Origin of the sequence: Solimonas sp. K1W22B-7 (assembly GCF_003428335.1) — a bacterium.
Lineage (GTDB): Bacteria > Pseudomonadota > Gammaproteobacteria > Nevskiales > Nevskiaceae > Solimonas_A.
Window position 1 is genome coordinate 318,750 of record NZ_CP031704.1, and the last position, 25,752, is coordinate 344,501.

General features: G+C 68.0%; 23 protein-coding genes. 11 read left to right on the forward strand and 12 right to left on the reverse strand.

The genetic code is table 11. The features are described from left to right. The first annotated feature begins 21 nt into the window (after positions 1-21). Positions 22-1,626, forward strand: coding sequence for a hypothetical protein (locus tag D0B54_RS01565; RefSeq protein WP_117288542.1), 1,605 nt, complete (start codon positions 22-24; stop codon positions 1,624-1,626). A 133-nt stretch (positions 1,627-1,759) separates the two neighbouring features. On the opposite strand, the gene D0B54_RS01570 is transcribed toward D0B54_RS01565, so the two are convergent. Continuing rightward, entirely contained in the window at positions 1,760-3,406 is a 1,647-nt protein-coding gene (locus D0B54_RS01570; RefSeq protein WP_117288544.1) for a CehA/McbA family metallohydrolase, read from the reverse strand. Positions 3,407-3,475: 69 nt separating this feature from the next. Here D0B54_RS01570 and D0B54_RS01575 point away from each other — a divergent pair, with 69 nt between their 5' ends. Continuing rightward, positions 3,476-4,753 carry a serine hydrolase domain-containing protein gene (locus D0B54_RS01575; RefSeq protein ID WP_117288546.1) on the forward strand — a complete coding sequence of 426 codons (1,278 nt, stop codon included), beginning with the start codon at positions 3,476-3,478 and terminating at the stop codon, positions 4,751-4,753. Between the two features lie 63 nt (positions 4,754-4,816). Here D0B54_RS01575 and D0B54_RS01580 read toward each other — a convergent pair whose 3' ends face one another. Next, positions 4,817-5,236 (reverse strand): SWIB/MDM2 domain-containing protein, encoded by a 420-nt coding sequence (locus tag D0B54_RS01580; protein ID WP_117288547.1) that lies wholly within the window; start codon positions 5,234-5,236, stop codon positions 4,817-4,819. Positions 5,237-5,944: 708 nt separating this feature from the next. Here D0B54_RS01580 and D0B54_RS01585 point away from each other — a divergent pair. From D0B54_RS01585 to D0B54_RS01595, 3 genes are all read left to right on the forward strand, one after another. Beyond that, positions 5,945-6,370, forward strand: coding sequence for a hypothetical protein (locus D0B54_RS01585; RefSeq protein ID WP_117288549.1), 426 nt, complete (start codon positions 5,945-5,947; stop codon positions 6,368-6,370). 75 nt (positions 6,371-6,445) lie between these two features. Further along, positions 6,446-7,492 (forward strand): AraC family transcriptional regulator, encoded by a 1,047-nt coding sequence (locus D0B54_RS01590; RefSeq protein WP_117288551.1) that lies wholly within the window; start codon positions 6,446-6,448, stop codon positions 7,490-7,492. Between the two features lie 74 nt (positions 7,493-7,566). Then, positions 7,567-8,055: a DUF2505 domain-containing protein gene (locus D0B54_RS01595; protein ID WP_117288553.1), complete on the forward strand. Its 489-nt coding sequence runs from the start codon at positions 7,567-7,569 to the stop codon at positions 8,053-8,055. 95 nt (positions 8,056-8,150) lie between these two features. Here the strand turns inward: D0B54_RS01595 and D0B54_RS01600 are convergent, their stop codons facing one another. The 3 genes from D0B54_RS01600 to D0B54_RS25285 all read right to left on the reverse strand — a co-directional run bounded on the left by D0B54_RS01600 (position 8,151) and on the right by D0B54_RS25285 (position 12,193). Beyond that, positions 8,151-9,281: a metallophosphoesterase gene (locus tag D0B54_RS01600; RefSeq protein ID WP_117288555.1), complete on the reverse strand. Its 1,131-nt coding sequence runs from the start codon at positions 9,279-9,281 to the stop codon at positions 8,151-8,153. A gap of 220 nt (positions 9,282-9,501) precedes the next feature. Then, positions 9,502-10,860, reverse strand: a complete 1,359-nt coding sequence (locus tag D0B54_RS01605) for an RICIN domain-containing protein (protein ID WP_117288570.1) — start codon at positions 10,858-10,860, stop codon at positions 9,502-9,504. Between the two features lie 16 nt (positions 10,861-10,876). Next, on the reverse strand, positions 10,877-12,193 hold the full coding sequence (locus D0B54_RS25285) for an esterase/lipase family protein (RefSeq protein WP_441347434.1): 1,317 nt from the start codon (positions 12,191-12,193) through the stop codon (positions 10,877-10,879). 204 nt (positions 12,194-12,397) lie between these two features. On the opposite strand from D0B54_RS25285, the gene D0B54_RS01615 reads away from it, so the two are divergent. The 4 genes from D0B54_RS01615 to D0B54_RS01630 all read left to right on the forward strand — a co-directional run bounded on the left by D0B54_RS01615 (position 12,398) and on the right by D0B54_RS01630 (position 16,000). Continuing rightward, entirely contained in the window at positions 12,398-13,072 is a 675-nt protein-coding gene (locus D0B54_RS01615) for a TetR/AcrR family transcriptional regulator (RefSeq protein WP_117288572.1), read from the forward strand. A 404-nt stretch (positions 13,073-13,476) separates the two neighbouring features. Next, positions 13,477-14,598, forward strand: coding sequence for a ferredoxin reductase (locus D0B54_RS01620; RefSeq protein WP_117288574.1), 1,122 nt, complete (start codon positions 13,477-13,479; stop codon positions 14,596-14,598). Positions 14,599-14,674: 76 nt separating this feature from the next. Further along, positions 14,675-15,793, forward strand: coding sequence for a fatty acid desaturase family protein (locus tag D0B54_RS01625; RefSeq protein ID WP_117288576.1), 1,119 nt, complete (start codon positions 14,675-14,677; stop codon positions 15,791-15,793). A gap of 18 nt (positions 15,794-15,811) precedes the next feature. After that, positions 15,812-16,000 (forward strand): hypothetical protein, encoded by a 189-nt coding sequence (locus D0B54_RS01630; RefSeq protein WP_117288578.1) that lies wholly within the window; start codon positions 15,812-15,814, stop codon positions 15,998-16,000. Positions 16,001-16,051: 51 nt separating this feature from the next. Here the strand turns inward: D0B54_RS01630 and D0B54_RS01635 are convergent, their stop codons facing one another. From D0B54_RS01635 to D0B54_RS01655, 5 genes are all read right to left on the reverse strand, one after another. Further along, the gene (locus tag D0B54_RS01635; RefSeq protein ID WP_117288580.1) at positions 16,052-17,509 is read right to left on the reverse strand and encodes a TolC family protein; all 1,458 of its coding nucleotides are present in this window, start codon (positions 17,507-17,509) and stop codon (positions 16,052-16,054) included. After that, entirely contained in the window at positions 17,506-19,632 is a 2,127-nt protein-coding gene (locus D0B54_RS01640; protein WP_117288582.1) for a peptidase domain-containing ABC transporter, read from the reverse strand. The genes D0B54_RS01635 and D0B54_RS01640 overlap by 4 nt, the downstream gene beginning before the upstream one ends. Before the next feature lie 2 nt (positions 19,633-19,634). Beyond that, positions 19,635-20,702: an HlyD family secretion protein gene (locus tag D0B54_RS01645; RefSeq protein WP_205527238.1), complete on the reverse strand. Its 1,068-nt coding sequence runs from the start codon at positions 20,700-20,702 to the stop codon at positions 19,635-19,637. A gap of 191 nt (positions 20,703-20,893) precedes the next feature. After that, positions 20,894-21,067 (reverse strand): hypothetical protein, encoded by a 174-nt coding sequence (locus tag D0B54_RS24080; protein ID WP_162932130.1) that lies wholly within the window; start codon positions 21,065-21,067, stop codon positions 20,894-20,896. Positions 21,068-21,580: 513 nt separating this feature from the next. Next, positions 21,581-22,528 carry a helix-turn-helix transcriptional regulator gene (locus tag D0B54_RS01655; RefSeq protein ID WP_117288586.1) on the reverse strand — a complete coding sequence of 316 codons (948 nt, stop codon included), beginning with the start codon at positions 22,526-22,528 and terminating at the stop codon, positions 21,581-21,583. Positions 22,529-22,619: 91 nt separating this feature from the next. On the opposite strand from D0B54_RS01655, the gene D0B54_RS01660 reads away from it, so the two are divergent. Together D0B54_RS01660 and D0B54_RS01665 are read left to right on the forward strand one after the other, a co-directional pair. Next, positions 22,620-23,249: a glutathione S-transferase family protein gene (locus tag D0B54_RS01660; protein WP_117288588.1), complete on the forward strand. Its 630-nt coding sequence runs from the start codon at positions 22,620-22,622 to the stop codon at positions 23,247-23,249. Positions 23,250-23,259: 10 nt separating this feature from the next. After that, complete coding sequence (locus D0B54_RS01665) at positions 23,260-23,667, forward strand: GFA family protein (RefSeq protein WP_117288590.1); 408 nt, start codon at positions 23,260-23,262, stop codon at positions 23,665-23,667. A 69-nt stretch (positions 23,668-23,736) separates the two neighbouring features. Here the strand turns inward: D0B54_RS01665 and D0B54_RS01670 are convergent, their stop codons facing one another. Then, positions 23,737-23,949: a cold-shock protein gene (locus tag D0B54_RS01670; protein ID WP_117288592.1), complete on the reverse strand. Its 213-nt coding sequence runs from the start codon at positions 23,947-23,949 to the stop codon at positions 23,737-23,739. 375 nt (positions 23,950-24,324) lie between these two features. Next, positions 24,325-25,740, reverse strand: a complete 1,416-nt coding sequence (locus D0B54_RS01675; RefSeq protein WP_117294969.1) for an efflux transporter outer membrane subunit — start codon at positions 25,738-25,740, stop codon at positions 24,325-24,327. Between the last annotated feature and the right edge of the window lie 12 nt (positions 25,741-25,752).

The window sequence follows — 25,752 nt, forward strand, 5'->3', positions numbered from 1 at the left end:
GGCTGACGGTATTATGCAGCGATGCGCCGCCCCTTACTCGCCGCCTGCCTGCTGCTCTCCGCCTGCGGCAAGCCCGCCGCACCGCTGCCCGCCCCTGTGGCCTTCGACCCCCTGGCGCAGGCCCAGGCCGCCGGCAAGCAGGTTTCCAATCGCGAGGCCGTGGTGCCGCCGCAGTGCTATACCAAGACCGACGGCGTCGCCAACCCCTGCTGGACCTGCCATGTCCCCGCCCATGGCCGCAACGGCATGGACGACGCCCACCTGCAGCAGGAATACGCCTTCAGCGCGGTGGGCGCGGTCAACCACTGGAGCAACCTGTTCCGTGACCGCCGCGCGCAGATCGCCGCGATTCCCGATGCCGAAATCCTGGCCTGGATCGGGCAGGACAACTACGCCGCGCTGCGCGGGCAGTTGCGGGCACGCGACAACTACCTGGGCTGGCGCCCCGACCTGGACCTGGCCGCCGGCTTCGACGGGCAGGGCTTCGCCAATGACGGCTCCGGCTGGCGCGCGATCCGCTACCAGCCCTTCCCCGGCACCTTCTGGCCCACCAACGGCAGCAGCGACGACGTCTTCATCCGCCTGCCGGCACCGTTCCGCCAGGATGCGGCGGGGCGTGAATCGCGAGCGGCCTACCGCCTGAACCTGGCGATCCTGGAAGCCGCGATGACGGTGGATGCGCGCGTGGCCGATGCCGCGCTGCGCCGCCGTGTCGAGCCGGTGGACGAGGCCCTGGCCGGCGCCGATCTCGACGGCAACGGCCGCGTCGGCGGCAGCATCACGCAAATCCGCGGCCTGCCTGCGCGCTATGCCGGCGGCGCGGCGGCAGTGCCGGCGGCGCGGCACTTGTACCCGCTGGGCACCGAGTTCCTGCACACGCTGCGCTATGTCGATCCCGATGCCGCCGACGCGCGCTCGCCGCGGCTCAAGGAGCTGCGCTACTCGGTCAAGCGCCTGTGGCTGGAGGACCAGGCCCTGCAGCACGTCTATGACGAGGAGAACGCCGAGAAGGCCGCCGGTGCGCTGCCGTATTTCCCGGGCGATGCCATGACCGGCCTGATCAATCCCTTCGGCTGGCAGCTGCAGGGCTTCATCGAGGATGCCCGGGGCCGCCTGCGCCTGCAGACCTACGAGGAGCAGCTCTACTGCATGGGCTGCCACACCACGATCGGCGTCACCGCCGACCAGAGCTTCGCCTTCCCGCGCAAGCTGCCGGGCGCCGCCGGCTGGGCCGAGCACAGCATCGCGGGGCTCAAGGACCGGCCGCAGGCGGGCACGCGCGAGCCCGAGGCCTTGCGCTATTTCCGCAGGGTGGGTGGCGGTGACGAGTTCCGTGCCAATGACGAAATCCTGCGGCGCTATTTTCCGGGTGGGACGCTGGATGAGGCCACGGTGCGGCGCGACGGCGCCGACCTGGGCGTGCTGCTGCGGCCTTCGCGCGAGCGCGCGCTGGCATTGAACAAGGCTTACCTGCTGACGGTGCGCGAGCAGTCTTTCGCCCAGGGGCGCGATGCGGTGCTGGTGCCGGCGGTGAACGTGCATCGGCGTATCGACAATGGCGATACGGGCTTGAAGGAGAAGGGGAGGGTGTTCGAGGACGGGCGGCTGTGGGTGGAATGGGAGTAGGGGGCCTTCGCTACTTCCCGAGCCGTTCACACCGAGTAGCGCCGCGAAGCGTCGCGTATCGAGGTGCGCGCGTGCCTCGATACGCCGCTTCGCGGCACTCGGCATGAACGGGTAGTTGGTTTCTGACTCCCGCTCAGCGCGCCTTCAGGAAAACCGGATTCCCCAGCGTCGTCCTTGCCTGATCATCCTTGGTCTCCACCCGCCAGAACGTCCCCAGCGGCCCCTCCTGTTCCGGCTGGCGCTGCACCACCAGCTCGTGCACGAAGGGATCGGTGGCGATCGCCACGCTGCGGTACTGCCGGCCGTTGCGGAAGTAGCGCAGCGTCTGCCCGGCACCGCCGGTGACCACCGTGCGCAGCGTGACCTGTTCGGTGTCGTTCACCCGCAGCGTGTCGCCGAAGATGCCGGACTGTCCGTCGATGGCATGCGCCTCGAACTCCAGCGCCGGGCTGCGCGCGACGCCGCGGGTGCGCACGTAGGCGTGGCCGGCCTGGATCGCGCGGGTCAGCGCGGCGCGCGACAGTTCCGTGGCGTAGACCGCGGTGGCGGAGCTGCCGTAGCCCTTGCGCTCGCGCTGGTCCTCGGCGTCCACGCCCTTGGAATCGGAGCCGCTGACGCCGGTGATGCGGTAGCCCTCGGAAAGCTTGCGCTCCCACAGGTCGATCGCGGTCTGCATGAAGGGGTTCTCGATGCCCAGCGGCAGCGGGATCGGCAGGCCCAGGTCGCCGGCCTCGGTGATCAGCGGGCCGTTGAGGATTTCGATCGTGTCCACCTGCGCCCAGTCGATGGCGTCTTCCAGCTCGAAGGCGCAGCCGCGGCAGAAGTTGGCGAACAGCGGGCCGGGAAAGGTGGTGGGGTGGTTGACCTGGAACAGCGCACCCTCGCGCTTGGCGGCCTTCTGGATCGCGCCCAGGGTCACGTCCTCGAAGCCGTGGCGGTACTCCAGCACGCCCGGGGTTTCGCCATGGGTCATGGCATGGCCGTGGTAGGTGATGATCTCGCGGCCGGGCCACACCACCAGGTCGGGATTGGCGCGCTGCATCGCGCCGAGACGGCGCCAGTGCTCGCCGGTGACGTACTCGGTGACCATCAGGAAATCGAGCTGCGCGGCGCGTGCCTGTGCGATGAAGCCGGCGTCGTCGGGCGCGTTGGGGTTGGAGTGGTAGCCGTGCATGTGGAAGTCGCCGTGGTACCAGCCGGCGGTGCGGCGCGCGACGTGGTTGCGGTCCACCGGGTCCGAGGCCGGTAGCGTGCCGCCGGCCGCCTTGCACTCGACCTTCACCGTCCAGTCGGCGCCGCCGGGGCCCACGGCGGCGATGCCCAGGTCGGCATACCAGGTGCCGGGGCGGATCGTGCCGGGCACGTAGCCACGCTCGGCACGTCCGGCCTCGACGTAGACCGGCTCCTGGCCGTTGTCGATGCGGCCCTGGCGCGAGCCGGACCAGCCGCGAAAGCCCGCGGCGTTGCGGTAGCCGTGCTCGTCCCAGAGGCCCAGGTCCAGGGTGGTGGCGGTCAGCGGTGTGGACGGCAGCGGCAGGCGCTCGCTCCAGCCGTAGGACAGCTCGATGCGCCCGGTGCCGGTGCCGACCACGAAGGGCAGTTCGCGGTAGGTCTTGGCGTCGCCTGTCGCGGCGCTGCCGCTGAGTTCCAGCGCCGGCAGTCCGGGGGCGCAGTTCACCTCCGCTGCGGGTGGCGCGGCGCCGGAAGATTCGCTGTTGCCGCCGCAGGCGGCCAGCAGCGGCAGGAGGGTGACGGCAAGGCAGCTGCGAAAGGTCGGCATGGGGCTTATTTTGTGACATCGGATGAAGCCCGTGTGAACATGTATTCCCGACGGGCAGGGGGCGCTCTCATGATCATCAAGGCCGCGCAGGACGCGGGATTCCTGAAGAACTACAAGGTCCGCGTGCCGGCGGACCTCGACGGCGTCACCACCGTCGACACCGCGCGCGAGGGCGCCGCCGCCAGGGCCGGCCTGCGGCCGGCGGATGTCGAGGCGATCTGGACGGCCGTGCAGGACCTCTACCGCAGCCGCGCCTTCCCCGGCATTTCCTTCTGCCTGCGCCGCCGTGGCGAGGTGGTGCTGCACCGCACACTGGGACATGCCCGCGGCAACGGCCCGTTCGACGTGCGCAACGCGCCCAAGACGCCGATGGCGCTGGATACCCCGGTCTGCCTGTTCTCGGCCTCCAAGGCCGTCACCGCGGTGCTGGTGCACAAGCTGGCCGAGGAGGGTGGGCTGGACCTGGACCAGCGCGTCAGCCACTACATCCCCGCCTTCGGCCAGCGCGGCAAGCAGGACACCACCGTGGCCGAGGTGCTGGCGCACCGCGGCGGCTTTCCGCAGATCCGCGTGCCCAGGGCGGAGAAGCGCGTGGAGATCCTGCTGGACTGGGACGGCGTGATCGACCGCATCTGCCGCGCCCCGCCGACCCACCCGCGGCGCATGGCCTACCACGCCATCAGCGGCGGGTTCATCCTGGCAGAACTGATCCAGCGCATCACCGGCGCCTCGGTGCAGTCCTACCTCGACACGCGCTTCCGCGAGCCGCTGGGACTGAAGCACTTCACCTACGGCCTGCCGCTGCAGCACCGCGACACGGCGGCGCTGAACTACGCCGCCGGGCAGCCGGTGCGCTTCCCGCTGTCGTCGATCGTGGAGAAGGTGCTGATCGTGCCCTTCGAGCAGGTGGTGGAGTCCTCCAACTCGGCGGCCTTCATGGACGCCGTGATTCCCGCCGGCAACCTCTACGCCACCGCCGAGGAGCTGTCGCGCTTCTTCCAGGTGATGCTGGACGACGGCTGCTGGCAGGGCCGCCGCCTGCTCAAGACCGAGACCCTGAAGCGCGCCGTGAAGCCGAAGTGGCGCATCGCCCTGGACGGCTCCCTGATGATCCCCATGCGCTACAGCGAGGGCATGATGCTGGGCGCCAACCCGGTGGGCCTCTACGGCCCTGCGAGCCGCCACGCCTACGGCCACCTGGGTTTCATGAGCATCCTGGGCTGGGCCGACCCCGAGCGCGAGATGTCCTGTGCCCTGCTGACCACCGGCAAGGCCCTGCTGGGCACCCACCTGATTACTTTGGGCAAGCTGCTGGCGACACTCTCGGACCGCTGCAAGACCGGTTGAGGCCGGCCAAGAAAAAACCCGCCGGCAGCCTCTCGGCGCCGGCGGGTTTTGGGTACTGCAGTGTTACTTGACGTGCTTGTTGACGAGCTTCGTCATTTCGAACATCGAGACCTGGCTCTTGCCGCCGAAGATCACCTTCAGCTTGGCATCGGCGTTGATCTGGCGACGGTTCTTCTGGTCCTGCAGACCGTTCTTCTTGATGTAGTCCCAAATGCGCTTGGTCAGCTCGCCACGGCTCAGCGAGGTCGCGCCGACGATGCCGGCGAGGTCCGCGCTCAGGGCGACCGGCTGGGCGATACCACCGCCAGCAACGCGCTTCTTCGCCTTGGGAGCAGCCTTCTTTGCAGCAGCCTTCGGGGCAGCCTTCTTGGCGGGCGCCGCCTTCTTTGCAACAGCCTTCTTGGCCGGAGCCTTCTTGGCCACAGCCTTCTTGGCGGGGGCCTTCTTTGCAGCCGGTTTCTTCGCAGCCTTCTTAACAGCCATTCTCTGCTCCTCTCTTCCTGGACTTGAGATCGCTCTGCGACGCAGAGCGTGCGGGACGGAGATTTACACGAAATTTGCTCTGTGCGCGAGTGTTTCGTAACAGGCCCTCCAAAGGGGGAGGGCCCGAGGGAGCGCCCCGGGGACGGCGATGCCCTTCACGCGAGAGCGATTCGCAGGAAAAGCGCGGAGACTTCTGCAGCGGGATCCGACGGCATGAGCGTCTGTTCCCTGGTGGTCTGCGAGGTTGCCGGAGAAGCCGCTTTCCCCTCGGAAAACACACCGGGAGAGTGCTGCGGCGCATGCATTTTTCTTCCTCTGCAACGCTGCATCGCGACCTGCGAAAGTTCGCGTGCCTGGACGGCTCGCGCGCCGCAATCGCCGCTCGCGCCGAAGCGCTTTGCACCCCGGCGCAGCGACGCTGCGCTGGCCGAGTTGCGCCCCCCGCTGAAGGTCTGCCGCGCGCTTCCTGCGCACGGGAACGTGCCACCCCACCCCGCGCTGATCACTGCGATGGCGCGCGGCATCGGGATCCTTGCTGTGGTGCAGCAGTGTGTCGGGGGCGCCCCTCCGCCTTTCGGACCATGCCGGGTGGGCGCCGCCGCGTCACGCTGTCCGCCACGGTCCCCCTGCAGCGTCGCCGCGGTCCTGTCGCCCGGCGTGGCTTGTGCAGGACACTGTGTCGGACGCTGGGCCCTGGGGAGAGAAGGGATGACGATGAACACGATGCCGCTGATGCCCGAGCAGGCCCTGCTGGCCTATCGCGACTTCCTGCGGCAGGTGCTGACCGAAGTGGTCGGCCAGATGCGCGGCGAGGCCAGCCTGTCGCGCCTGATGCAGGCCATGCAGGTCTACTGGGACGCCTGCTTCGACCGCCGCAGCCAGCGCACCGCCGCCGTGCAGGCCGCCGCCGGCACGCGCTACGCCGAGCAGTTCGAGTCCCTGGGCCAGCCCTTCCTCAAGCTGCTGCGCGCCGAGCTGGCGCAGATCGGCTGCCCCGAGGCCGACGCACTGAGCCGCGACGTCTACCTCTGCGCCCGCAACATCACGGTGGAAGAGGCCCGCACCGGCCGCCGCGAGATGCAGAACCGGCAGAACGTGCTGTACCTGCTGCGGCATTCGGCGCTGGAGAGCTGAGCTTCTTGTCTCCCCTCTCCGTGTCCGGGAGAGGGGACTAAAAGCCTCGTCGCCGGTTGTGGCATCGTATCCGCCATGACCCAGGCCCCCGCAGCCGGCACGCCAGACGCCGCCGAAGATCCGCGCTACGAAGCCGCGATCTTCCCGGTCTTCCTGCTGCAGACCCTGGCGCAGGTCGCCGCCAGCCGCGGCATCGAGCCGCAGACCCTGTGCCGCGGCCTGGGCTTCCACGCCGAGGACCTGGACGACCCCGCCTTCCGCGTCTCCTATCGCCAGGCCAGCCTGATGATCCGCCGTGCCCTGCAGCTGGTGCCGGGCGATGGCCTGGGCCTGGCCGTGGGCAACCGCAACGTGCTGGGCACCCTGGGCCTGCTCGGGCATGCGGTGTCGCTGTGCCCCACCCTGGGCGATGCCTTCGATATCGGCATGCGCTACCAGGTGGTGGCGGGCGGCATCACCCAGTCCAGCGTGCGGCTGTCGGGCAACGAGGTCTGGGTGGAGGCGGGCTTCCGTTTCCCCGACGTGGAAATCCAGGTTTTCGCCGTGGAGGAGCTGTTCGCCAGCCTGCTGGTCTACGGCCGCAGCCTGGTGGGCAAGGACTTCACGCCGCTGCGCGTGGAGCTGGCCTACCCGGCACCGGCCTACGCTGCGCAGTACGGCAGCCTGTTCGGTTGCCCGCTGCGCTTCGGCGCGGAGCAGAACCGCTGCGCGATCGAGGCGCGCTGGCTGATGCACGAACTGCCCAACCACAACCCGCTGGCGCTGAAGCAGGTGCTGGCGCTGCTGGAAACCGAACACACCCAGGTGCGGCAGAAACTCGACCTGGCCGCCACGGTGGAGCGTGCCATCGAAAGGGCCCTGCGGCGCGGTCCCAGCCTGGAGCACATCGCCGGCGAGCTGAACATGAGCAGCCGTACCCTGCGCCGCCGCCTGGGCGAACAGGGCCTCAGTTTCGAGACCCTGCTCAACAACGTGCGCCGCACGCGGGTGATGAGCCTGCTGATGAATCCGGAGCTGCCGGTCGAGCGCGTCGCCGAGCAGTCCGGCTACGCCGACGTGCGCAGCTTCCGCCGCGCCTTCAAGCGCTGGACCGGCGTCAGCCCCAGCGAATTCCGGCAGTAGATCCGGCGCATCGACAAGGGCGGCGCGCTGCTGCAAAGTTGCGCCACAAGACAAGATCCAAGGAGAAGCGCCCCATGCAGTTCTCGTACAAGCAGACGTTCGACAAGGACGCCGCCACCGTGCTGAAGATGTTCTGCGATCCGGCCTATCACAAGGCCCTGCAGGAGGCGATGGGCGCCACCGGCTACCGCCAGGTGGAGCACAGCGACGACGGCACGCGCTTCATGATCAAGATGAGCTACGAGGTGAAGTCCACCGCGCCGCTGCCGGGTTTCGCCAAGAAGATCCTCGGCGAGACCACCGCCGTCACCCAGACCGAGCGCTGGGACCGCTCCACCAAGAAGGGCGAAGTGGTGGTGGAGCCCAGGGGCCTGCCCGGCAAGATCCGCTGTGCCACCTCCATCGCCGACACCGCCGGCGGCAGCGCCAAGACCTTCGACTGGGACGTGGCCGTCAAGATCCCGCTGGTCGGCGGCAAGCTCGAAGACCTGATCGTCGGCGACATCAAGCAGAAGGATCCGATCGACGCGGCGACGGGGCGCAAGCTGCTCGAGAAGTATTGAGGCGGTGAGTTGTTTTAGGAGCGGCTGTCAGCCGCGAGGGCCGGTGGTCATGATGACCTCCCTTCGCGGCTGACAGCCGCTCCTACATCCGTTGTTTACTCCCGCACCAGCCGCAGCAGCGTCACTTCCGTCTTCGTTCCCAGCCGCAGCGGCGGCCCCCAGCTGCCGCTGCCGGCGCTGACGTAGACCCACATCCTGCCGCGCCGCGACAGGCCCAGCGCATGCGGGGCGTGGATCTTCCTCACCGCCAGCGTCCAGGGAAAGAACTGCCCGCCGTGCGTGTGCCCGGACAGCTGCAGGTCGAAGCCCGCGTCGGCGGCGTCCACCGCCAGCTTGGGGTGATGCGACAGCAGCAGGCGGAAGGCAGCGCCCTCGTCGCGGCCCGAGGCGCGGGCGGCATCCGGCCGCAGCGCCTCGCCGAAGGCCGCCATCGTCGGGTCGCTGACGCCGCCCACGATGAGGCGCGCGGAAGCCTGCTCCAGCAGCGCGTACTCGTTGACCAGGGTGCGGATCCCCAGCGAACGGAACTGTGCGCCCCAGGCGCGCAGGCCGGCATAGACCTCGTGATTGCCCGCCACGAAGAACACGCGCCCGGCCGGCTGCAGGTTTGCCAGCGGCGCCACCGCGTCAGCCAGGCCCCCGACCGGGCCGTCGACGATGTCGCCGGTCAGCGCGACCAGGTCGGGTTGCAGCGCGTTGGCCATGCGCACCACGCGCTCGACGTAGTCGCGGCCGATGGTGGGGCCCACGTGCAGGTCCGAGATCTGCACGATGCGGAAGCCTTCCAGCGCCGGATCGAGGCCCGGCACCGGCACTTGCACCTCTACCGGCGTCGGCCCCCGGCGCGCGCCGAGAAAGCCCGCCAGCAGCGCCGCGATGGAGCCGCCCAGCACCAGCGCCGGGCCGTGTTGCAGCAGCGGCTGGTGCACGGCCGGCAGCGCGGAGCTGAGGGCCAGCAGCAGGTCGCGCGCCAGGCACAGCAGCAGCACGAAGTTGAGCCAGCCCATCGCCAGGTAACCGGCGACGTGCAGCGCGTCATCCACCGCGCCGCGCTCCTCGCGGCGCTCGCCCCAGTAGCGCACCGGCACGATCCAGATCAGCAGGAAGGGCAGGGCCAGCAGCAGGCGAGGGATCAGGCCGTCGGTGAGGCGCCAGGCGAGGTAGGCGTAGAGCAGCGCCAGGACGCTGGTGAGGACCAGGGTGAAGCGGGTGAAGAGGCGGGACATGGGGGGAGAGTAGCAGTGGCTGCAGTTTCGATTGCCGAATAACCAAACCGTTCACGCCGAGTAGCGCCGCGTATCGAGGTGCCGCGGGGGGCGTGCCTCGATACGCCTGCTTCGCGGGCTACTCGGCATGAACGGACCGGTGGAACTGGCCTGACAAAAGAAAAAGGCGGCCATCCCTGGCCGCCCGTAAAACCCCAAGCCCTAGCCTTGTGGTTGATCTTTACTGCAGCACGAACACCTGCGCCGTACTCTGGTTGCAGGTGTACTGCTGCAGCAGCGCGCCGTTGAGCAGGCTGCCGCCGGCGATGTCCAGGCACTTGTAGCTGTGCATGGGCTTCACCAGGTAGCCGCCGCCGTAGGACACGAAGGTGAACAGTTCGTTGTCGCCGCCATGCGCCTCGTTCTGCTGGATCGCGGCGTTGTCGCCCACCAGGAAGTTCTGCACGTGCAGGGCCAGGCCGTTCGCCGCATTGGCGATCTTGTAGTAGCCGTTGGCGATGTGCGTCACCGCGAAGCGCTGCGCCGTACCGCTGTTGCAGCTGTACTGCTGCAGCAGCACCCCGGCCGCGGTGCTGCTGTTGGGCACGTCCAGGCACTTGCCGCTCTTGCTGTTCTTGAACGAGTAGGTGCCGTCGGCCACGTTCGGCGCATAGGACACCGGGTTCAGCCACCAGCGCTGGTTCAGGCCCTGGCCGTTGCTCCAGATCCAGATCGAGGCCCCCGGCGAGGTGGAGACATTGGAGACGTCCCAGACCTTGCTCGTATCCACCGCCGACTTGAACTGCACCGAGCCGTCACCGATGCCGCTGATGATCCAGCGCTGCGCCGCGGTCTGGTTGCAGCCGTATTGCTGCACTGCCGTGCTGTTCACCGTCCAGCCGCTGTACAGGTCGATGCACTGGCCGCTGCTGACGTTGCGCAGCTCGTAGCGGCTGTTGCCGACGTAGAGGATGTCGAACTGCTGCGCGCCCGTGCCGTTGCAGGTGTACTGCTGCAGCTGCGTGCCCGGCGAGGTGCTGGAGTTCGGCAGGTCCAGGCAGAGATTGCTGTTGAGCGAGCGGATGCTGTAGCGGCCCTCCTGGATCGGTGCCACGTCGCCGCCGGTGGGCGTCAGCGTGAAGGTCTGGTTGCCGGCGCCGCTGCAGACCAGCTGCTGCAGCAGGCCGCCGGCGTCGCCGCTCCAGTCCTTGAGGTCGGCGCACTTGCCGGAATGGCGCGTCTTCAGCACGTAGCCGCCACCGTTCTTCAGGAACATGAACTGCTGCTGGTTGCTGCCGCCGTAGCTGGCGCTGTTGATCACCGCGCCGTCGCTGCTGGAGCCGCCGCTGACCTGCACCACCAGGCCGTTGCTGGCGCTGGCGATCCTGCTCCAGCCGCCGTTGGTGGCGCTGATGTCCCACTGCTGCGCGCTGGCGCCGTCGACGCAGGCCTTCTGCTGGACCTGTCCGCCGCTGTTCACGTCGAGGCAGAGATTGCTGTGCGCCGGCTTCACCAGGTAGCGGCCGGCGGGGATGTCCACCGCCTGCGCCGGGACCGAAGCGGCCAGGGCGAAAGCGGCGAGGATGAGTTTCGTCTTCATGGTTGTTGTCCTCGCCTTAGTTCGGGAGGGCCTTCAGGCGTGCGGCCTGGGGCAGGTAGAGATTGTTCTTGAGGTAGCCCACGTCCTTCTCGGTGAGCACGCCGATGATGTCGGCGTGATCCCAGTTGGACCACAGGCCCATGTAGTTCCACTTGCCCACCTGCGAGATGCCGGTGTAGTCCACCACCGGCGAGGCCACGCCGAGGGTCGGCGAGCGCGTGCTGCGGGTGTTCACCACGCTGTCGTTGGGCCACCAGCTGGAGTCGATCACCACCTTGCCGGACTCGTTGCGCGTGTAGAAACCCATGAACAGCGTCTGCGGCTGGAACGGCAGGATCGTCTGCAGGATCGGGTAGTGGCGCCCGCTGAGCACGCCCCTGAACGTGGTCTGCGTGCCGTAGGAGTAGTAGTAGACGTCGCTGAAGTGCTGCGCCTTCTGGTTGATCTCCCTGGCGCCGTCGGGCGACAGGTCCCAGAGGCTCACGTCCTTGGAGGTGTTCCAGATCGCCGAGTTCTTCACGCGGCCGTAGTAGCTGCCGAAGCTCTCGCCGGCATTGCGCTTCAGGCCCCACTGGTCGAGCTTCAGGTCGAAGATCACCTGGTCGCTGGACACCAGGCCCGCCACCGCGGCGGCCGCGCCCACCAGCTGCTGCACCATCGGCAGCAACTGCGCGCCGCTGGCCAGCGTGGTGCCATCATGCGGCGTCGTCAGCGTGGTGATGCTCGACACCCAGTTCTTGCCGCCGGTGAACGGGTTCTTCTGCACGGTCTCGTTGTACAGCGCGGTATCCGCGTTCAGGTCCTGCGGCGAGCCGTTGCGCAGCAGCTGCAGCAGCATGCGCGCGGTCTGTCCGCCCTGGCTGTGCGCCACGATATGGATCTTCTTGCCCGGGTCGTCGCCCCAGGCCGGGTACAACGCCAAAGGATCGTTGTTGGGGTTGTTGGCCGCATCCCTGGCCCAGCAGCGCCGCGGCGCGCCATTGGTTCCGTCCAGCTTGCGGGTATGCGTGCGCGAGTCGATCGCGCCGTTGGTCATCTCCAGGTGCGTGCTGTGCCAGGGCCCGTAGTCCACGCAGCCGCCCTTGATCTGGTAGAACAGTTCGATCGCGCGGTCCCAGTTGGAACTGATCGGCCCCACCGCTGCCGTATAGGTGGGGTAACCCGCCGCCTTCAGCTGCTCCTGCAGGTCGCGGTTGCCACCCACCTGGAAACCGCCGCCCCAATACTGCAAACCGAACAGCTCATTGCGTCCCCAGCCTGAAAAGCCGTGGACCAGAACGATCGGGTAGGAATTGGCCGCTTCCGCGACCCACGAACAACACATCAGGACCATCGCGCACGCGACAGCCCAAGCTCTCTTGACTTGCATGACCCCTGTCTCCTCGTCACCGCTGCACTGGGAGGTCGCGGCGCATTGCGCGCCGCGACCCGTCTCCCCGCCGTGCGATGAGGACTCAGGGGCCTCAGCTGCCGATGGGTTTGGTTTCGTGAATCTTTGAAGACATGCGTGTCTTCTTATGGAACTTATAATACGCGCATGTCTTCAAAGCGCAAGCCCCCCTTCAGCGGCGACCCCCTGCCGCGCGGCCGCCATGGCCTGTCCTCCCAGTTCGTGCGTGCTTCGCAGCGCGAGCGCGTGGTGCGGGCGATGCTGACCCTGGTCGCCGAGCAGGGCTACATCGCCACCACCGTGCCCGCCGTGGTGGCCGCCGCGCGCGTCTCGCGCAACGCCTTCTACGAGTTCTTCCAGGACAAGCAGGAGTGCTTCCTGGTGGCCGCCGAGGAAGCGGCGGCCGACGTCTTCGCCACCATGGAGACCTTCGGCCTCGAGCAGGACTGGATCCAGGGCATCCGCCGCGGCCTCAGTGCCTGGCTCGGCTGGTGGGAAGCGCGCCCCGGCCTGGCGCGCGCCTGGCTGATCGAGCTGCCGCTGGCCGGCGGCGAGGCCGCCGAGCAGCACCAGCGCGCCGCCCAGCCCTACGTGCAGCTGTTCCGCCGCATCGCCGAGCGCATCCGCCGCGAGCACCCGGGCCTGCCGCCGATGCCGGAGTTCGTGCCCACCTTCCTGGTCGCCGGCCTGCTGGCGCGCGTGACCGACGAAGTGCGCACCAACGGCGCCGCCAACCTCACGCGCCTGGTGGAGCCGGGCGTGTACATCACGGTGAAGCTGCTGGCGGACGACAGGACGGCGCGGACGCTGCTGCCGCCGTAGAAGCCCCTCGGAGATGTCTTCTCCGTGGGAGCAACGTAAGTCGCGATGGGGTTCTCCATAGCCGCCAAACCCATCGCGACCGCTGAACAACGGACCCAAATGTAGGAGCGGCTGTTAGCCGCGACCGCCGGTGATCATGATGACCGGCCCTCGCGGCTAACAGCCGCTCCTACGAGGTTTCACCGATTTTGTGCCCTGCAACTCGCAGGAATGTTCCCCCAAGTCCTGCAAAAAGCCCGCGAATCCAGGCCGTGAAGCCTGTAAAATGCCAAAGTGTTCACTGAATAGTTAAACTAAAAAACATTCAAAAACAGTTCACTGCGAAAATTCAGTGAACAACTGTTGACAGCGACGGCCTCACAGAACAAGATGGTACACACTTGTTCACCCACTTGTGAGCCGCAATGAACACCGCCAACACCAGCAGCAGCTTCCTGAAGACCGGCCTGCGCCGCATGCTCAGCTCGCGCCTGGCCGAGTCGCTGACCACGCCGCACGGCGTCGACCGCTACCTGGAGCAGTTCAACCCCACCTGGTCGGTCCACGAGGTCCGCGCCACGGTCGTCGCCGTGCAGCACGGCACCGCCGACAGCGTCACCCTGAGCCTGCGCCCCAACGGCAACTGGCAGGGCTTCCGCGCCGGCCAGTTCGTGCGCCTCACGGTCGAGATCAACGGCGTGCGCCAGATGCGCTGCTACTCGCCGGCCAACTCGGTGCACGCCACCGACGGCCTGATCGAGCTGACCACCAAGGCGCACCCGGGCGGCTTCGTGTCGAAGCACCTGAAGACCGCGCTGGCCACCGGCACCGTCGTCACGCTGTCGCAGGCCGACGGCGTCTTCGCCCTGCCGGAACAGCGCCCGGGCCGCGTGCTGCTGATCAGCGGCGGCAGCGGCATCACCCCGGTGATGTCGATGCTGCGCACGCTGCTCGACGAAGGCCACCAGGGCCAGATCAGCTTCCTGCACTACTGCAACACCGCGCTCGACATGATCTACGCCAATGAACTGGCGCTGATCGCGGCCAGGCACGCCAACGTGCAGCTGATCCGCTGCTACGCCCAGCCCGAGCAGGGCGGCGAGCTGCAGGGCTGGTTCAGCCGCGAGCAGCTGCTCGCCGCCGTGCCGGACTACGCCGAAGCCACCGCCTTCCTCTGCGGCCCGCCCGCGATGATGAAGGCCGTGGAGCAGGTCTGGGCCGAAGACGGCCTGAGCGAGCGCCTGCTGCTGGAGCGCTTCACCGCCGCCCCGCTGGTGATCGACAGCGCCCACGCCGAAGGCGAAGTGCGCTTCGTCCGCAGCGAGCGCCTGGCGGTGAACAGCGGCGCCACCCTGCTCGACCAGGCCGAGGCCGCCGGCCTGCGCCCCGAGCACGGCTGCCGCATGGGCATCTGCAAGGCCTGCACCTGCCGCAAGACCTCCGGCGTGGTGCGCGACGTGCGCACCGGCGAGCTCAGCGCCGCCGGCGAACAGGAAATCCAGATCTGCGTCAGCGTGCCGGTCGGCACCGTGACGCTCGACATCTAATTCTTAAACACATCCCTGTGACAGCCCGCGCCATCCATGGCGCGGACTTCTCAAACAAGATTCAGGAGAAAACACCATGGGTATTTTCAACCGTCTCACCCCGCAGCAGTTCGAAGCCATCGGCACCGAGCTCGACGCCATCCGCAACCGCGTGCTCGCCGACCTCGGCGAACGCGACGCCGAGTACATCCGCACGCTGATCAAGCGCCAGCGCCAGCTGGAAGTCGCCGGCCGCGTGATGCTGATGATCCCGCCGGCCTGGCCGCTGGGCGTCGCCGCCCTGGGCGCGTCCAAGATCCTGGACAACATGGAGATCGGCCACAACATCATGCACGGCCAGTACGACTTCATGGGCGACCCCGTGCTGAACTCGCAGAAGTTCGACTGGGACAGCGCCGACACCGCCAAGAACTGGAAGCAGACGCACAACTACGAGCACCACACCTACACCAACGTGCTCAACCGCGACCATGACATCGGCTACGGCCTGCTGCGCATGTCCGAAGAGCAGAAGTGGGAGCCGCGTTTCCTCGCCAACCTGCCGCTGACGGTGATCCTGCACACCTTCTTCCAGCACTTCGTCGCGGTGCAGAATCTCAAGGTCGAAGAGGTGCTGATCTACAAGACCAAGACCGGTGCGCAGCTCAAGGAAGAGTTCAAGCCGGTGTGGAAGAAGATGCGCAAGCAGCTGGCCAAGGACTATGTGTTCTTCCCGCTGCTGGGCGGCCCGATGGCGCCCTTCGTGTTCGCCGGCAACGTCGCCGCCAACCTGGCGCGCAACGTCTGGGCCTGCGCCGTGATCTTCAACGGCCACTTCCCGGAAGACGTCGAGCAGTTCCCCGAGTCGGTGGTGGAGAACGAAAGCCGCGGCCAGTGGTACGTGCGCCAGCTGCTGGGCTCCGCCAACTTCAGCGGTGGCCGCCTGATGCACATCATGAGCGGCAACCTCAGCTTCCAGATCGAGCACCACTTGTTCCCGGACCTGCCGGCGCACCGCTACGCCGAGCTCTCGCCCGAGGTGCAGGCCATCTGCAAGAAGTACGGCCTGCCGTACAACACCGGCTCCTTCGCCGCGCAGACGCTGAGCACCTGGAAGCGCATCGCCAAGCTGTCGCTGCCGGGCAAGCGCAAGCCGAACACCGGCGCCACCGTGCCGGCCAACGACGCCGCGCAGCCGCTGCCGCTGGCGGCCTGAGCCTCAGGGGGAAGGGAGATGGCCGGCAAGACCAGGCAGTCCGCGGACCCGCTGGAAGAAGCGCTGGAATCCAGCGCCGCGCGCATCGCGCAGATCATCGCCGCCGCGGCCTACGAGGTGAGCCTCGAGGTCGCGGCCTGGCCGGAGGAACTGCGCGAGCAGGCCATGGAAGGCTGGCAGCGCGGCAAGACGGCAAGGACGCAGTAGCGCTTACGGTTCCCCCTCTCCCCTTGTGGGAGAGGGAAGACCAGCGGCGGATCACTTTTTCTCCGCCTCTCGCAGCATCCAGAAATCAATCCGCCCCAGGCTTGCCGCCAGCTCCAGCCGCGCCAGGCGCCAGCGCGTGCGTGCCATGACCTCCTGCTGGCGCGCCGCAGCGAGGTCCGACTGCGCCCTGAGCAGCTCGATGATGTTGCCGACCCCCGCCTTGTAGCGCCCCGAGGCCAGCTCAAAAGACTGGCTGGCACTCTCCAGCAGGCTGCGGCTGGCCTTGCGGGCCTCCGAGCTGCCGCGGACCGCGACATAGCTTTCCCACACCGCCTGCGCCACGTCCTGCCTCGCCGCAAGCAGCTCTGCTTCGCGGCCCTCCACCACGGACTCCGCCTGGCGGATGCGATAAGTCCTGCCGAAGCCCTCGAACAGCGGCGCACGCAACCGCAGCCCCAGGCTCGACGTCTCGATGTTCTGGCGGCTGGCAACGCGGTCCACCGGCGTATCGCTGCGGTCGGCGAAGGCCCCGAGCGAAATGCGCGGCCGTCCGCCCGCCCGCGCGGCGGACACCCCATCCTGTGCGGCCTCCAGCTGCGCCCGCGCGGCGGCGATCCTGGGATGCACCTGCAGGGCGCGGCCCATCAGCAACTCGATCTGCGCTTCGGCCAGGGCGTCGTCGGTCTCCTGGCCCGGCGCTGACAGCGTGATCGGTGTGCCGGGGCGTGCCCCCAGTGCCCGCGCGAGCGCGCCCTGCGCGCTTTCAAGCTTCTCATGCGCCCGGATGCGATTCAGGCTGGCCTGCGCATGGGCCGTCTTCGCCTGCAGGCGGTCCGCCTCCAGCCCCACGCCTGCCGCGACCTTCGCCTCGGCCACCACGGCGCTGTGCTCTGCCGCCTGTTCCGTCTCCGCCTCCGCGGCGAAAGTGGCCTGCGCCTGCTCGGCGGCAAAGTAAGCCTGGGCGGTGTCGAGGAACACCGCCAGGATCGCCTCGTTCTGCGAAGCGCACAGCGCCCTAAACAAGGCGCGCTCCTGGCGCAGGTTCGCCGCGCGCAGCCCGAAATCGTAAAGCACCCAGTCCAGGTTGATCGACTGGCCGTCGCTGCTGCCGTCGAAGGAGGAATCCAGCTCCGGCTGGTCCGGGTACTTGCTGCGCACGCTGACCCGGCTGATGCCGGCGGCAGCGTCCACGCTCGGCCAGTACGCCGACTGCCCAAGTCCCACCGCCGCCGCCTGGGCCTCCACCGCCGCCCAGGCCTGGCGCGTCCGCGGGTTGTGGCAGAGCGCATGGCGCACCGCATCCAGCGAGGTCAAGGGCAGCTTGAGCGCGCCAGCGCTGCAGGGCAGGTCCAGTGTCGCCAGCCGCTCGCTCACCGGCAGCGGCAGCTTGCCCGTGGTGGAAAAGGGATCATCGTAGAAGTCCGCCCGGGCGCTGCCGCAGATCATGCAGGAGCAAAGCGCGGCCGCCTTGGCGATCCGCTTCCCGCGGCCGTCGGCCCTGCTTCTCATGAGCCCGTAGCGGCCAGGGGCGCCGCCACCGCGATCTTCCCCTCCGCCAGCTCGATGACCCGGTCCGCCGAAGCGATGGTCTGCGGCCGGTGCGCCACGATGATGCGGGTGATGCGCAGGGCGCGGATCGCGTCGTTGACCTGCTGCTCGCGCGCCACGTCCAGGTGACTGGTGGCCTCGTCCAGCACCAGGATCTTCGGGCGCTTGTACAAGGCCCGCGCCAGGAGCACCCGCTGCTTCTGCCCGCCGGACAGCGCCGCGCCCATGTCGCCGATCATGGTGTTGTAGGCCATCGGCATGGCGTCGATGTCGTCGGCGATCGCCGCGATGCGTGCGCACGCTTCCACCCAGTCGCGATCCGGCTTGTCGTCGAAGAAGCAGATGTTGTCGGCGATGGACCCCGCGAACAGCGCGTCGTCCTGCAGCACCGAGCCCGTCATGCGGCGCAACGCATCCAGGCCCACCTGGTCGATCCCGCGGCCGCCCACCAGCACCTGGCCTTCCGACGGCGGCATCAGGCCCAGCAGCACATTGAGCAGCGAGGTCTTGCCGCTGCCGGACGGCCCGACAATGGCGACGTTCTCGCCGGGAGCGATGTGGAAGGAGATGCCGTCCAGCACATACGGGTCCTGCTCGGCGTAGCGCAGGCGCAGGTCCCGCACCTCAATGGACGGTTCCAGTTCCTGTTCGCGCCCTCCGTCGGCTGCCAGGCCGCGGGTCGACTCCGCCGGCGTCAGCAGGATGTCCGCCAGGCGCTCGCCCTGCAGACGCAGCATGCGCAGCTCGATCAGCTTGTCGATCAGCGAGCTGACGCGGTTGTCGAACTGCGTCTTGTAGGCGATGAACGCCAGCAGCATGCCGATGGTGAAACTCTGTTCCATTACCAACTGCGCGCCCAGCCAGATCACCAGGATGTGCTCGGCACCGAACAGCAGGCCGTTGAGCGCCTGGTACAGCAGCGTGATCCGGTTGGAGCGCAGCTCGGCGTTGACCTGCTCCACCATCAGGCCCAGCCAGCGCGAGCGGCGCTCCTCCTGGCGCTGGAACAGCTTGATCGTCCGGATGCCCCGCATCGTCTCCAGGAAATGGCTCTCCTGCTTCGCGGCATGGACGATCTGTTCCTCCGTCGCCATGCGCAGCGGCGAGAACCACAGCCAGCGGCCCAGGGCGTAAAGCCCCATCGCCACCACCGCCACCAGGCAGAGCATGGGGCTGTAGAGGAACATCAGCAGCAGGGTCGCCGCCGCCATCAGGCCATCGAGCACCGCCTCCAGGAAAGACGTGGTCAGCGTCCGCTGGATGGCGTCGATCGACCCGAAGCGCGACACCACGTCGCCCAGGTGGCGCTTCTCGAAGTAGTGCGCGGGCAGGCGCAGCAGGTGCGTAAAGGCATTGGCGTTCCACTGCAGCTTCAGGCTGGTGCTCAGGACCATCAGCACCCAGCCGCGCACCAGCACCACGAACTGCTGCATCAGCAGCATCAGGCCGAAGCCGATGGCCAGGATGTTCAGCAGGTTGCGATCGGCGGAGACCAGCACCTCGTCGGCCACCCATTGCAGCAGGAAGGGGCCGACGATGAAGAACACCTCCAGCACCAGCGCGAGCACCAGGGCCTGTCCCAGCGCGCGATACAGCCCCACGATGTCGCCGGTCAGCTGCCGCAGGCTGATCTTCTGCCGCGCCTCGGCACGGACGAAGTTCGCGCCCGGCCACAGCTCCAGCGCCACGCCGGTGAACGAATCCGAGACCTCGTCCAGCGACAGGCGCCTGATGCCCATCGCCGGATCGCAGATCGTGACGCTACGCCCGCTCACTTTCTGCAGCACCACGAAGTGGTTGAAATTCCAGTGCAGGATGCAGGGCAGTCGCAGCTGCGGAATGTCTTCCAGGTCCAGCTTCACGGCGCGGCTCGACAGGCCCAGCCCGTCGGCCACCTGCATCATCCCCGACAGCCGCGCGCCCTTGAGCGAAACCGAATACCGCTGCCGCAGGGTCTGCAGATCGGTGCGCAGGCCGTGGTAGCCGGCCACCATGCCCAGGCAGGCCAGGCCGCACTCGGCCGCCTCGGTCTGCAGGATCAGCGGCAGCTTGCGTCCGAAGCCGAACGACAGGGCGTCGAGCATGGCTACACGCGACCGGAGATCGTGAACAGCGGATCCAGGATCCACTCGTACAGGCGCCGGCGCTCCTGCTGGATGTCCGCATCCACCGCCATGCCCGACTGCAGGGGCTGGCGTTTGCCATAGGCGATGACCGACTGCTCGTCGAGCTTCACGCGGATTTCATACACCGGCTCACTGCTCTGCGGATGCGGGTTGAAGGCCGCGATGTCCGCCGGCGAAACCGCCGTCCTGGAAACCCAGGACACCACGCCGCTGTGATGGCCGAACTTCTGGTAGGGAAAGGCCTGGTAGCGCAGCAGCACACGATCGCCCGCGCGGATGAAGCCCACGGCGCGGCTGGGTGCGAACAGATTGGCGTGCAGGCTGGAGTTGGCGGGCACGATGCTCAGCAGCGGCCGCTGGCCGTCGATAGCCTGTCCCACCTCCGCGTTCACCGCCGTGGCCGTGCCGGCCCGCGCCGCCGTGATCACCAGGGACTGCGTGCCCAGTTCGTGCGTCAGCGCCACGCGCTCGCGATCCAGCGCCTGCAATCGTGCCTGCTGATCGAGCAGGTCCTCCTGCTTCTGCTGCAGCTGTTCCGCGGAGATGTACTTGCTTGCCAGCAAGCCCTTGTAGGAGTTGACGGCGTTGCGGCTGAGTGCGAGGCGGCTCTTCTGGTTTGCCATCTGCTCATCGAGGATGTCGAGCTGGCGGCGCAACTCCGCCGCCTTGGAGACCAGGAGGCCGCGCTCAGCGCGCGGCGATGCCGTGGAGCTGACGGCTTGCTCGCCCGACACCACGAACAGCACGTCGCCCACCTCGACGGGCTGGTTTTCCTTCACATGCCGTTCGAGCACCACGCCGGGGCGCGGTGAGTACAGCTTGATGAGCCCGGCATCGGGCAGCAGCTGCCCCGTGACGGTGCTGTGCCGGGTATAGCTGCCAAAGGCGAAGAACGACGCGATGATGCAGGCGAAGATCACGGCCATCGCCGTCAGCAAGCGATGCGACGGCGGCTGCACCAGGATGATCCTGCCTAGCGGAGGCGTCGCCTGGGCATCCTGTGCCGCCTTGCGATAGAGCGATGACATCGCGATTCCTGTCTCTGCGTCCGTGACAGTCGAAGCACGTGGAATCTCGCGATGAACGCCATCAGGACTGCCTGGGCATTCCAGGGGCGCGTGCGCACAAGCTTGAAGCACGCCATGCGGGATTGATCCGTAATGCAGCGTGGGAAGGTCGGGTCACCCCAGCCCGCCTTCCCTGTCTGCCGCTCACATTCCTACAGCTTCAATCCGCCCAGCAGGCCGCTGGTGATCTTGCCCACCACCTTGAGAAGGTTGGTGACCAGCGGCGTGGTGGTCAGCTTCCCGACCAGACCGAGAACGCCTTCCAGCAGGCCGGCGCCACCGGAAACAGCGGACACTTCTTCGCGGCTCAATTCCTGAATTGCCATGTCACGACTCCATTCGATAAGTGGGTTGCGCCCGCATCGGGGGCGGTCGAGCGCGATTGCAACCATGAAGAGTCCCCCGATCGACTCTGCACGCGTACAACGTGAAGCAATTTTTAATTAGCAAACCATGTGCCACGTTTAGCTTGGTTGACCCTTTCAGACATTCCATGTGTCGGAATGCGCGGTAGCGCGCGGCTCGATGCGGATCGGCGTTGAGGCGTTCGAGCGGGAGTTGCCAGGAACACTGCGCAAGCAACTGGCCAAGAGGGGTGTGCGCTCTGTGCCGCTGATCGGGTGGCTGACGCCGTTGGTCTTTGGTGGTGGAGCCGTCGCTATCTCAAGCTTCGAATGCGAGACGAGTGCAGTAGATTTCTGTCCCCTCTCCCGCTTGCGGGAGAGGGATAAAGGGAGAGGGTTTCTGTAAGTGGTGAATTGGTTAAAGCAGGAACGACTTACAGAAACCCTCTCCCGCCTTTCAGGCACCCTCTCCCGCAAGCGGGAGAGGGGACAGCTTCAATCTGCCACCCGCTGCCCCAACTTCGCCACCACCGCCCGCAACTCCGGCATGAACGCCGGCGCATCCACCACCTCGAACTCCCCCGCGAACAACAGCTGCGCCGCCAGCGCCTCCAGGCAATCCGCGCCCGTGGCCAGGATGCAGCTGTCATCGCTCTCCGCCTCCAGCACGCCCGCCCAGGTCGGGATGCGCTGCGACAGCTCCTGCGCAGTGCCACGCAGGCGGATCTTCAGCTGGTACTCGAAGGGGGCGTAGGAGATCGCGCGCCGCACGTACTCCGCCAGGTCCATCGGCGGCGTGCGCGGCGTGAAGCGCGGGCCGGTCACCAGCGGCGCGCTCATGCGGTCGCTGCGGAAGGTGCGCCAGTCACTGCGCTGCAGGTCCCAGGCCACGAGGTACCAGCGCCGCCCGCTGTTGGCCAGGCGCATCGGCTCCACGCGGCGCTGCGTCATGCGCCCGCCGCGGTCGCGGTAGCCGAACTGCAGGCACTCCTGGTCGCGGCAGGCCGCCGCCGTGCCTGTGAGCAGCTCCGCGTCCGCCAGCGGTTCCCCACTGCGCAGCGAGATCGTCACCGCGTGCAGCGCACTGGCCTGGCGGCGCAACCGCGCGGGCAGCAGCTGGTCCAGCTTCGCCAGCAGCCGCATCGTGGTTTCCTCGATGCCCGCCACGCTCGCCGCCGCCGCGCGCAGCGACACCGCCACGGCCACCGCCTCCTCGTCGTCCAGCAGCATCGGCGGCAGCTCCGCGCCCGCGCCCATCTGGTAACCGCCGCCCACGCCGGCCGAAGCCTGCACCGGGTAGCCGAGTTCGCGCAGGCGCTCCACGTCGCGCCGCAAGGTGCGCGGGTCCACCGCCAGGCGCTCGCTCAGGTCGCGGCCGGACCAGTAGCGGCGGCTCTGCAGCAGGGCGATCAGGCGCAGCAGGCGGGACGAGGCCGTTAACATCGGCCAAGCCTATCGAGGGCGGAATCTGTCCGCAATTACCTTTAGCCTGTTTCCGTGGTCAAAACCAATCCCAAGGACAGGAGATACCCCCATGACGGACCGTAAAATCACCTTCTACCACGCCCCCAACTCGCGCTCCGGCGGCACGCTGGCGCTGATGGAAGAACTGGGCGCGGACTTCGATCTCAAGGTGCTGAGCCTCAAGCTCAACGAGCAGCGCGCCCCCGCGTACCTGGCGATCAATCCCATGGGCAAGGTGCCCGCCATCGTGCACAACGGCGCGCTGGTGACCGAGCAGGTGGCCGTCTACATCTACCTGGCCGACCTGTACCACGAAGCCGGCCTCGCCCCCGCCATCGGCGACCCGCTGCGCGGCCCCTACCTGCGCTGGCTCGCGTTCTACGCCGGCTGCTTCGAGCCTGCCCTTGCCGACAAGGCCAGCAAGCACACCCCGGCCTCGCTGAGCTCCTCGCCCTACGGCGACTACGACAGCGTGCTCAACACCCTGGTGGCGCAGCTGGAGAAAGGCCCCTACCTGCTGGGCGAGCGCTTCACTGCCGCCGACGTGCTCTGGGGCGGCGCCCTGTTCTGGACCGTGAACTTCGGCCTGGTGCCCAGGCTGCCCGCGATCGAGCGCTACATCGAGCGCGTCAGCGCCCGGCCTGCGACCCAGCGTGCGCGCGAGTTCGACGCCAGGCTGGCCGCGCAGCAAGCCGCCTGAGGAGCCCGCCATGCCCACCACCACCTACCACGGCAGCTGCCACTGCGGCGCCGTCCGCTACGAGGCTGATATCGACCTCTCCGCCGGCACCAGCAAGTGCAATTGCTCCATCTGCAGCAAGGCCCGCCACTGGGGGACCTCGGTCAAGCCCGAAGCCTTCCGCCTGCTGTCCGGCGAGGAAGCCCTGCGCGACTACCAGTTCAACAGCAACAGCATGCACCACCTGTTCTGCGGCACTTGCGGCATGCGCCCCTTCGGACGCGGCGACATCCCGGAACTGGGTGGTGCCTTCGTGTCGATCAATCTGGCCTGCCTGGACGATCTGGACCCCGGCGTGCTGGCGGAGACGAAGGTGACGTACTGCAACGGGCGAGAGAACGACTGGTGGCATGTGCCGAAGGAGACGCGGCATCTCTAGACCCTTTTGAGAATGCAGCGGGCATAAAAAAACCGCGGCAGAGCCGCGGTTTTTTTACTGCTTGCCGGCTTAGAGCGGGCGGATACGCGTCGCCTGCATGCCCTTCGGGCCGCGGGCAGCAACGTATTCGACCTGCTGGCCTTCGGTCAGGGTCTTGAAGCCGGTGCCCTGGATTTCCTTGAAGTGGGCAAAGAGGTCTTCGCCGCCAGCAGCAGGCGTGATGAAGCCGAAGCCCTTGGCTTCATTGAACCACTTGACGGTACCGGTGGAGGTGTTGCTCATAGATACATTCCTTTAAATAAAAACGGGCTGACGGCCCGCGGGTCTGCAACAGTCAAGGAAGGCATCGGGAATTTCGAGCCGCGCATAACGCGGCAGAACTGCTGATAACACTGCTTGAAACTTGCCCCTATAGAGTACGGGACATCGCCGGAATTGGCCAGTCCGCCTGTCGGGTCATGCCCGGGCAGGGATGGCCGGGCCGGTGGGGCAGGGCGCTCCCGGCTACGCATCTATCCCCTCTCCCGCTTGCGGGAGAGGGTGCCCGAAGGGCGGGAGAGGGTTTCTGTGAATGGTGGTCTGGCTAAATCAGGCAAGAGCTACAGAAACCCTCTCCTCGGCCCTCGCCCGCAAGCGGGAGAGGGGATTCAATACCCCTTACCGCGCCGCCACCACCCCCACCTCATTCCAGCCCCCACTCAGCGCCTTGTACATCTGCACAGTAGAAGTGTTCACCGCCGTCTCCGCCCGAGCCACCCCATCCTCCGCCGCCAGCAGCGTCCGCTCCGCATCCAGCAGCACCAGGAAGTCCGTGGACCCCGCCCGATACTGGATCCGCGCCAGCTCCGCCGCCCGCCGCGCCGCGCCGGCCTGCGCCAGCGTGTGCTCCAGCCGCTGGCGCGATCGGCTCACGCCGACGAAGGCGTTCTCCACCTCTTCCAGCGCCACCAGCACCGCCTGCTCATACGCCGCCGCCGCTGCCCGCGTATTGGCATCCGCCGCATCCACGCGCGCCGCGATGCTGCCCATGTCGAACGCCGCCCACGACACCTGCGGCGTCACCGTCCAGGCGCGATGGGCCGCCTCGCCCAGGTCGCCGAAGCTGCCGGTGACGATGCCGGCAAAGCCCGTCACCGACAGCCGCGGAAAGTAGTCCGCCTTCGCCAGCCCGATCCGCGCCGTCGCCGCGTGCAGCTGCGCCGCCGCCCGTGCGATGTCCGGCCGGCGGCGCAACAGATCCTCCGCGCCCCCCACCGGCAACGCCCGCGCAATGGCCGGCGCATCCGCCACGGCCGGCGGCGTCCAGGCGCCGGGGCGCTGGCCCAGCAGCACGGCGAGGCGGTGCTCGCTGCGCTTCTGCGCCAGTTCCAGGTCGGCGATGGTGGCCTCGGTCACCTCCAGGCGGGCGCGGGCGCTCACCACTTCCAGCTCGGTGCCGCGGCCCAGGCGCAGGCGCACGTCGGTCAGGCGCAGCGTTTCGGCCTGCGTGTCGCGGTTGCGCCGCGCCACGTCGATCTGCTCGCCGGCGCCGCGCCACTCGAAGTAATGCCGCGCCACCTCGGCGGCCACCAGCACCTGCGCCTCGCGCAGGCCGGCCTCCGCGCCTTCCGCCTCCGCACGCGCCGCTTCCACGCCGCGGCGCACGCGGCCGAACAGGTCCAGCTCCCAGGCGGCGTCAAAGCCCACGCGGGCGTTCTCCACCTCCGTGCGCGGGCCGGTGTAGCCGGGGCTGCTGGCCGTCACCAGCGGCTCGCGGCCGAAGGTGCCCGCGGCGTTGGCGGTGACCACCGGGAACTGGTCCAGGCGCTGGTCGCGGAACAGCGCCCGCGCCTGCGACACCCGCGCCACGGCGATGCCGATGTCGTGGTTCGCCGCCAGGGCCTGCTCCACCAGCGTTGCCAACTGCTCGTCGCCGAACAGCTTCCACCAGCGCGCCTCGTAGGCGTCCGCCACCACCACGCCTGCATCGGCGTTGGCGAAGGCGGCGGGCTTGGTATCCGGCGCCCGGTAGTCCGGGCCCACCGCGCAGCCCACCAAGGCGATCGCCGCAAGCATCGGCAGGAGAAGTTTCATCCAGGACTCCGG

Coding starts and splice junctions, on each gene's coding strand:
- D0B54_RS01605 (WP_117288570.1), bottom strand. CDS start 10,860: ATGAAGACGAAACTCATCCTCGCCGCTTTCGCCCTGGCCGCTTCGGTC.
- D0B54_RS01595 (WP_117288553.1), top strand. CDS start 7,567: ATGCAGTTCTCGTACAAGCAGACGTTCGACAAGGACGCCGCCACCGTG.
- D0B54_RS01645 (WP_205527238.1), bottom strand. CDS start 20,702: ATGTCATCGCTCTATCGCAAGGCGGCACAGGATGCCCAGGCGACGCCT.
- D0B54_RS01635 (WP_117288580.1), bottom strand. CDS start 17,509: ATGAGAAGCAGGGCCGACGGCCGCGGGAAGCGGATCGCCAAGGCGGCC.
- D0B54_RS24080 (WP_162932130.1), bottom strand. CDS start 21,067: ATGGCAATTCAGGAATTGAGCCGCGAAGAAGTGTCCGCTGTTTCCGGT.
- D0B54_RS01620 (WP_117288574.1), top strand. CDS start 13,477: ATGAACACCGCCAACACCAGCAGCAGCTTCCTGAAGACCGGCCTGCGC.
- D0B54_RS01590 (WP_117288551.1), top strand. CDS start 6,446: ATGACCCAGGCCCCCGCAGCCGGCACGCCAGACGCCGCCGAAGATCCG.
- D0B54_RS01580 (WP_117288547.1), bottom strand. CDS start 5,236: ATGGCTGTTAAGAAGGCTGCGAAGAAACCGGCTGCAAAGAAGGCCCCC.
- D0B54_RS01585 (WP_117288549.1), top strand. CDS start 5,945: ATGACGATGAACACGATGCCGCTGATGCCCGAGCAGGCCCTGCTGGCC.
- D0B54_RS01655 (WP_117288586.1), bottom strand. CDS start 22,528: ATGTTAACGGCCTCGTCCCGCCTGCTGCGCCTGATCGCCCTGCTGCAG.
- D0B54_RS01660 (WP_117288588.1), top strand. CDS start 22,620: ATGACGGACCGTAAAATCACCTTCTACCACGCCCCCAACTCGCGCTCC.
- D0B54_RS01640 (WP_117288582.1), bottom strand. CDS start 19,632: ATGCTCGACGCCCTGTCGTTCGGCTTCGGACGCAAGCTGCCGCTGATC.
- D0B54_RS01625 (WP_117288576.1), top strand. CDS start 14,675: ATGGGTATTTTCAACCGTCTCACCCCGCAGCAGTTCGAAGCCATCGGC.
- D0B54_RS01615 (WP_117288572.1), top strand. CDS start 12,398: ATGTCTTCAAAGCGCAAGCCCCCCTTCAGCGGCGACCCCCTGCCGCGC.
- D0B54_RS01670 (WP_117288592.1), bottom strand. CDS start 23,949: ATGAGCAACACCTCCACCGGTACCGTCAAGTGGTTCAATGAAGCCAAG.
- D0B54_RS01600 (WP_117288555.1), bottom strand. CDS start 9,281: ATGTCCCGCCTCTTCACCCGCTTCACCCTGGTCCTCACCAGCGTCCTG.
- D0B54_RS01570 (WP_117288544.1), bottom strand. CDS start 3,406: ATGCCGACCTTTCGCAGCTGCCTTGCCGTCACCCTCCTGCCGCTGCTG.
- D0B54_RS01575 (WP_117288546.1), top strand. CDS start 3,476: ATGATCATCAAGGCCGCGCAGGACGCGGGATTCCTGAAGAACTACAAG.
- D0B54_RS25285 (WP_441347434.1), bottom strand. CDS start 12,193: ATGGTCCTGATGTGTTGTTCGTGGGTCGCGGAAGCGGCCAATTCCTAC.
- D0B54_RS01565 (WP_117288542.1), top strand. CDS start 22: ATGCGCCGCCCCTTACTCGCCGCCTGCCTGCTGCTCTCCGCCTGCGGC.
- D0B54_RS01630 (WP_117288578.1), top strand. CDS start 15,812: ATGGCCGGCAAGACCAGGCAGTCCGCGGACCCGCTGGAAGAAGCGCTG.
- D0B54_RS01675 (WP_117294969.1), bottom strand. CDS start 25,740: ATGAAACTTCTCCTGCCGATGCTTGCGGCGATCGCCTTGGTGGGCTGC.
- D0B54_RS01665 (WP_117288590.1), top strand. CDS start 23,260: ATGCCCACCACCACCTACCACGGCAGCTGCCACTGCGGCGCCGTCCGC.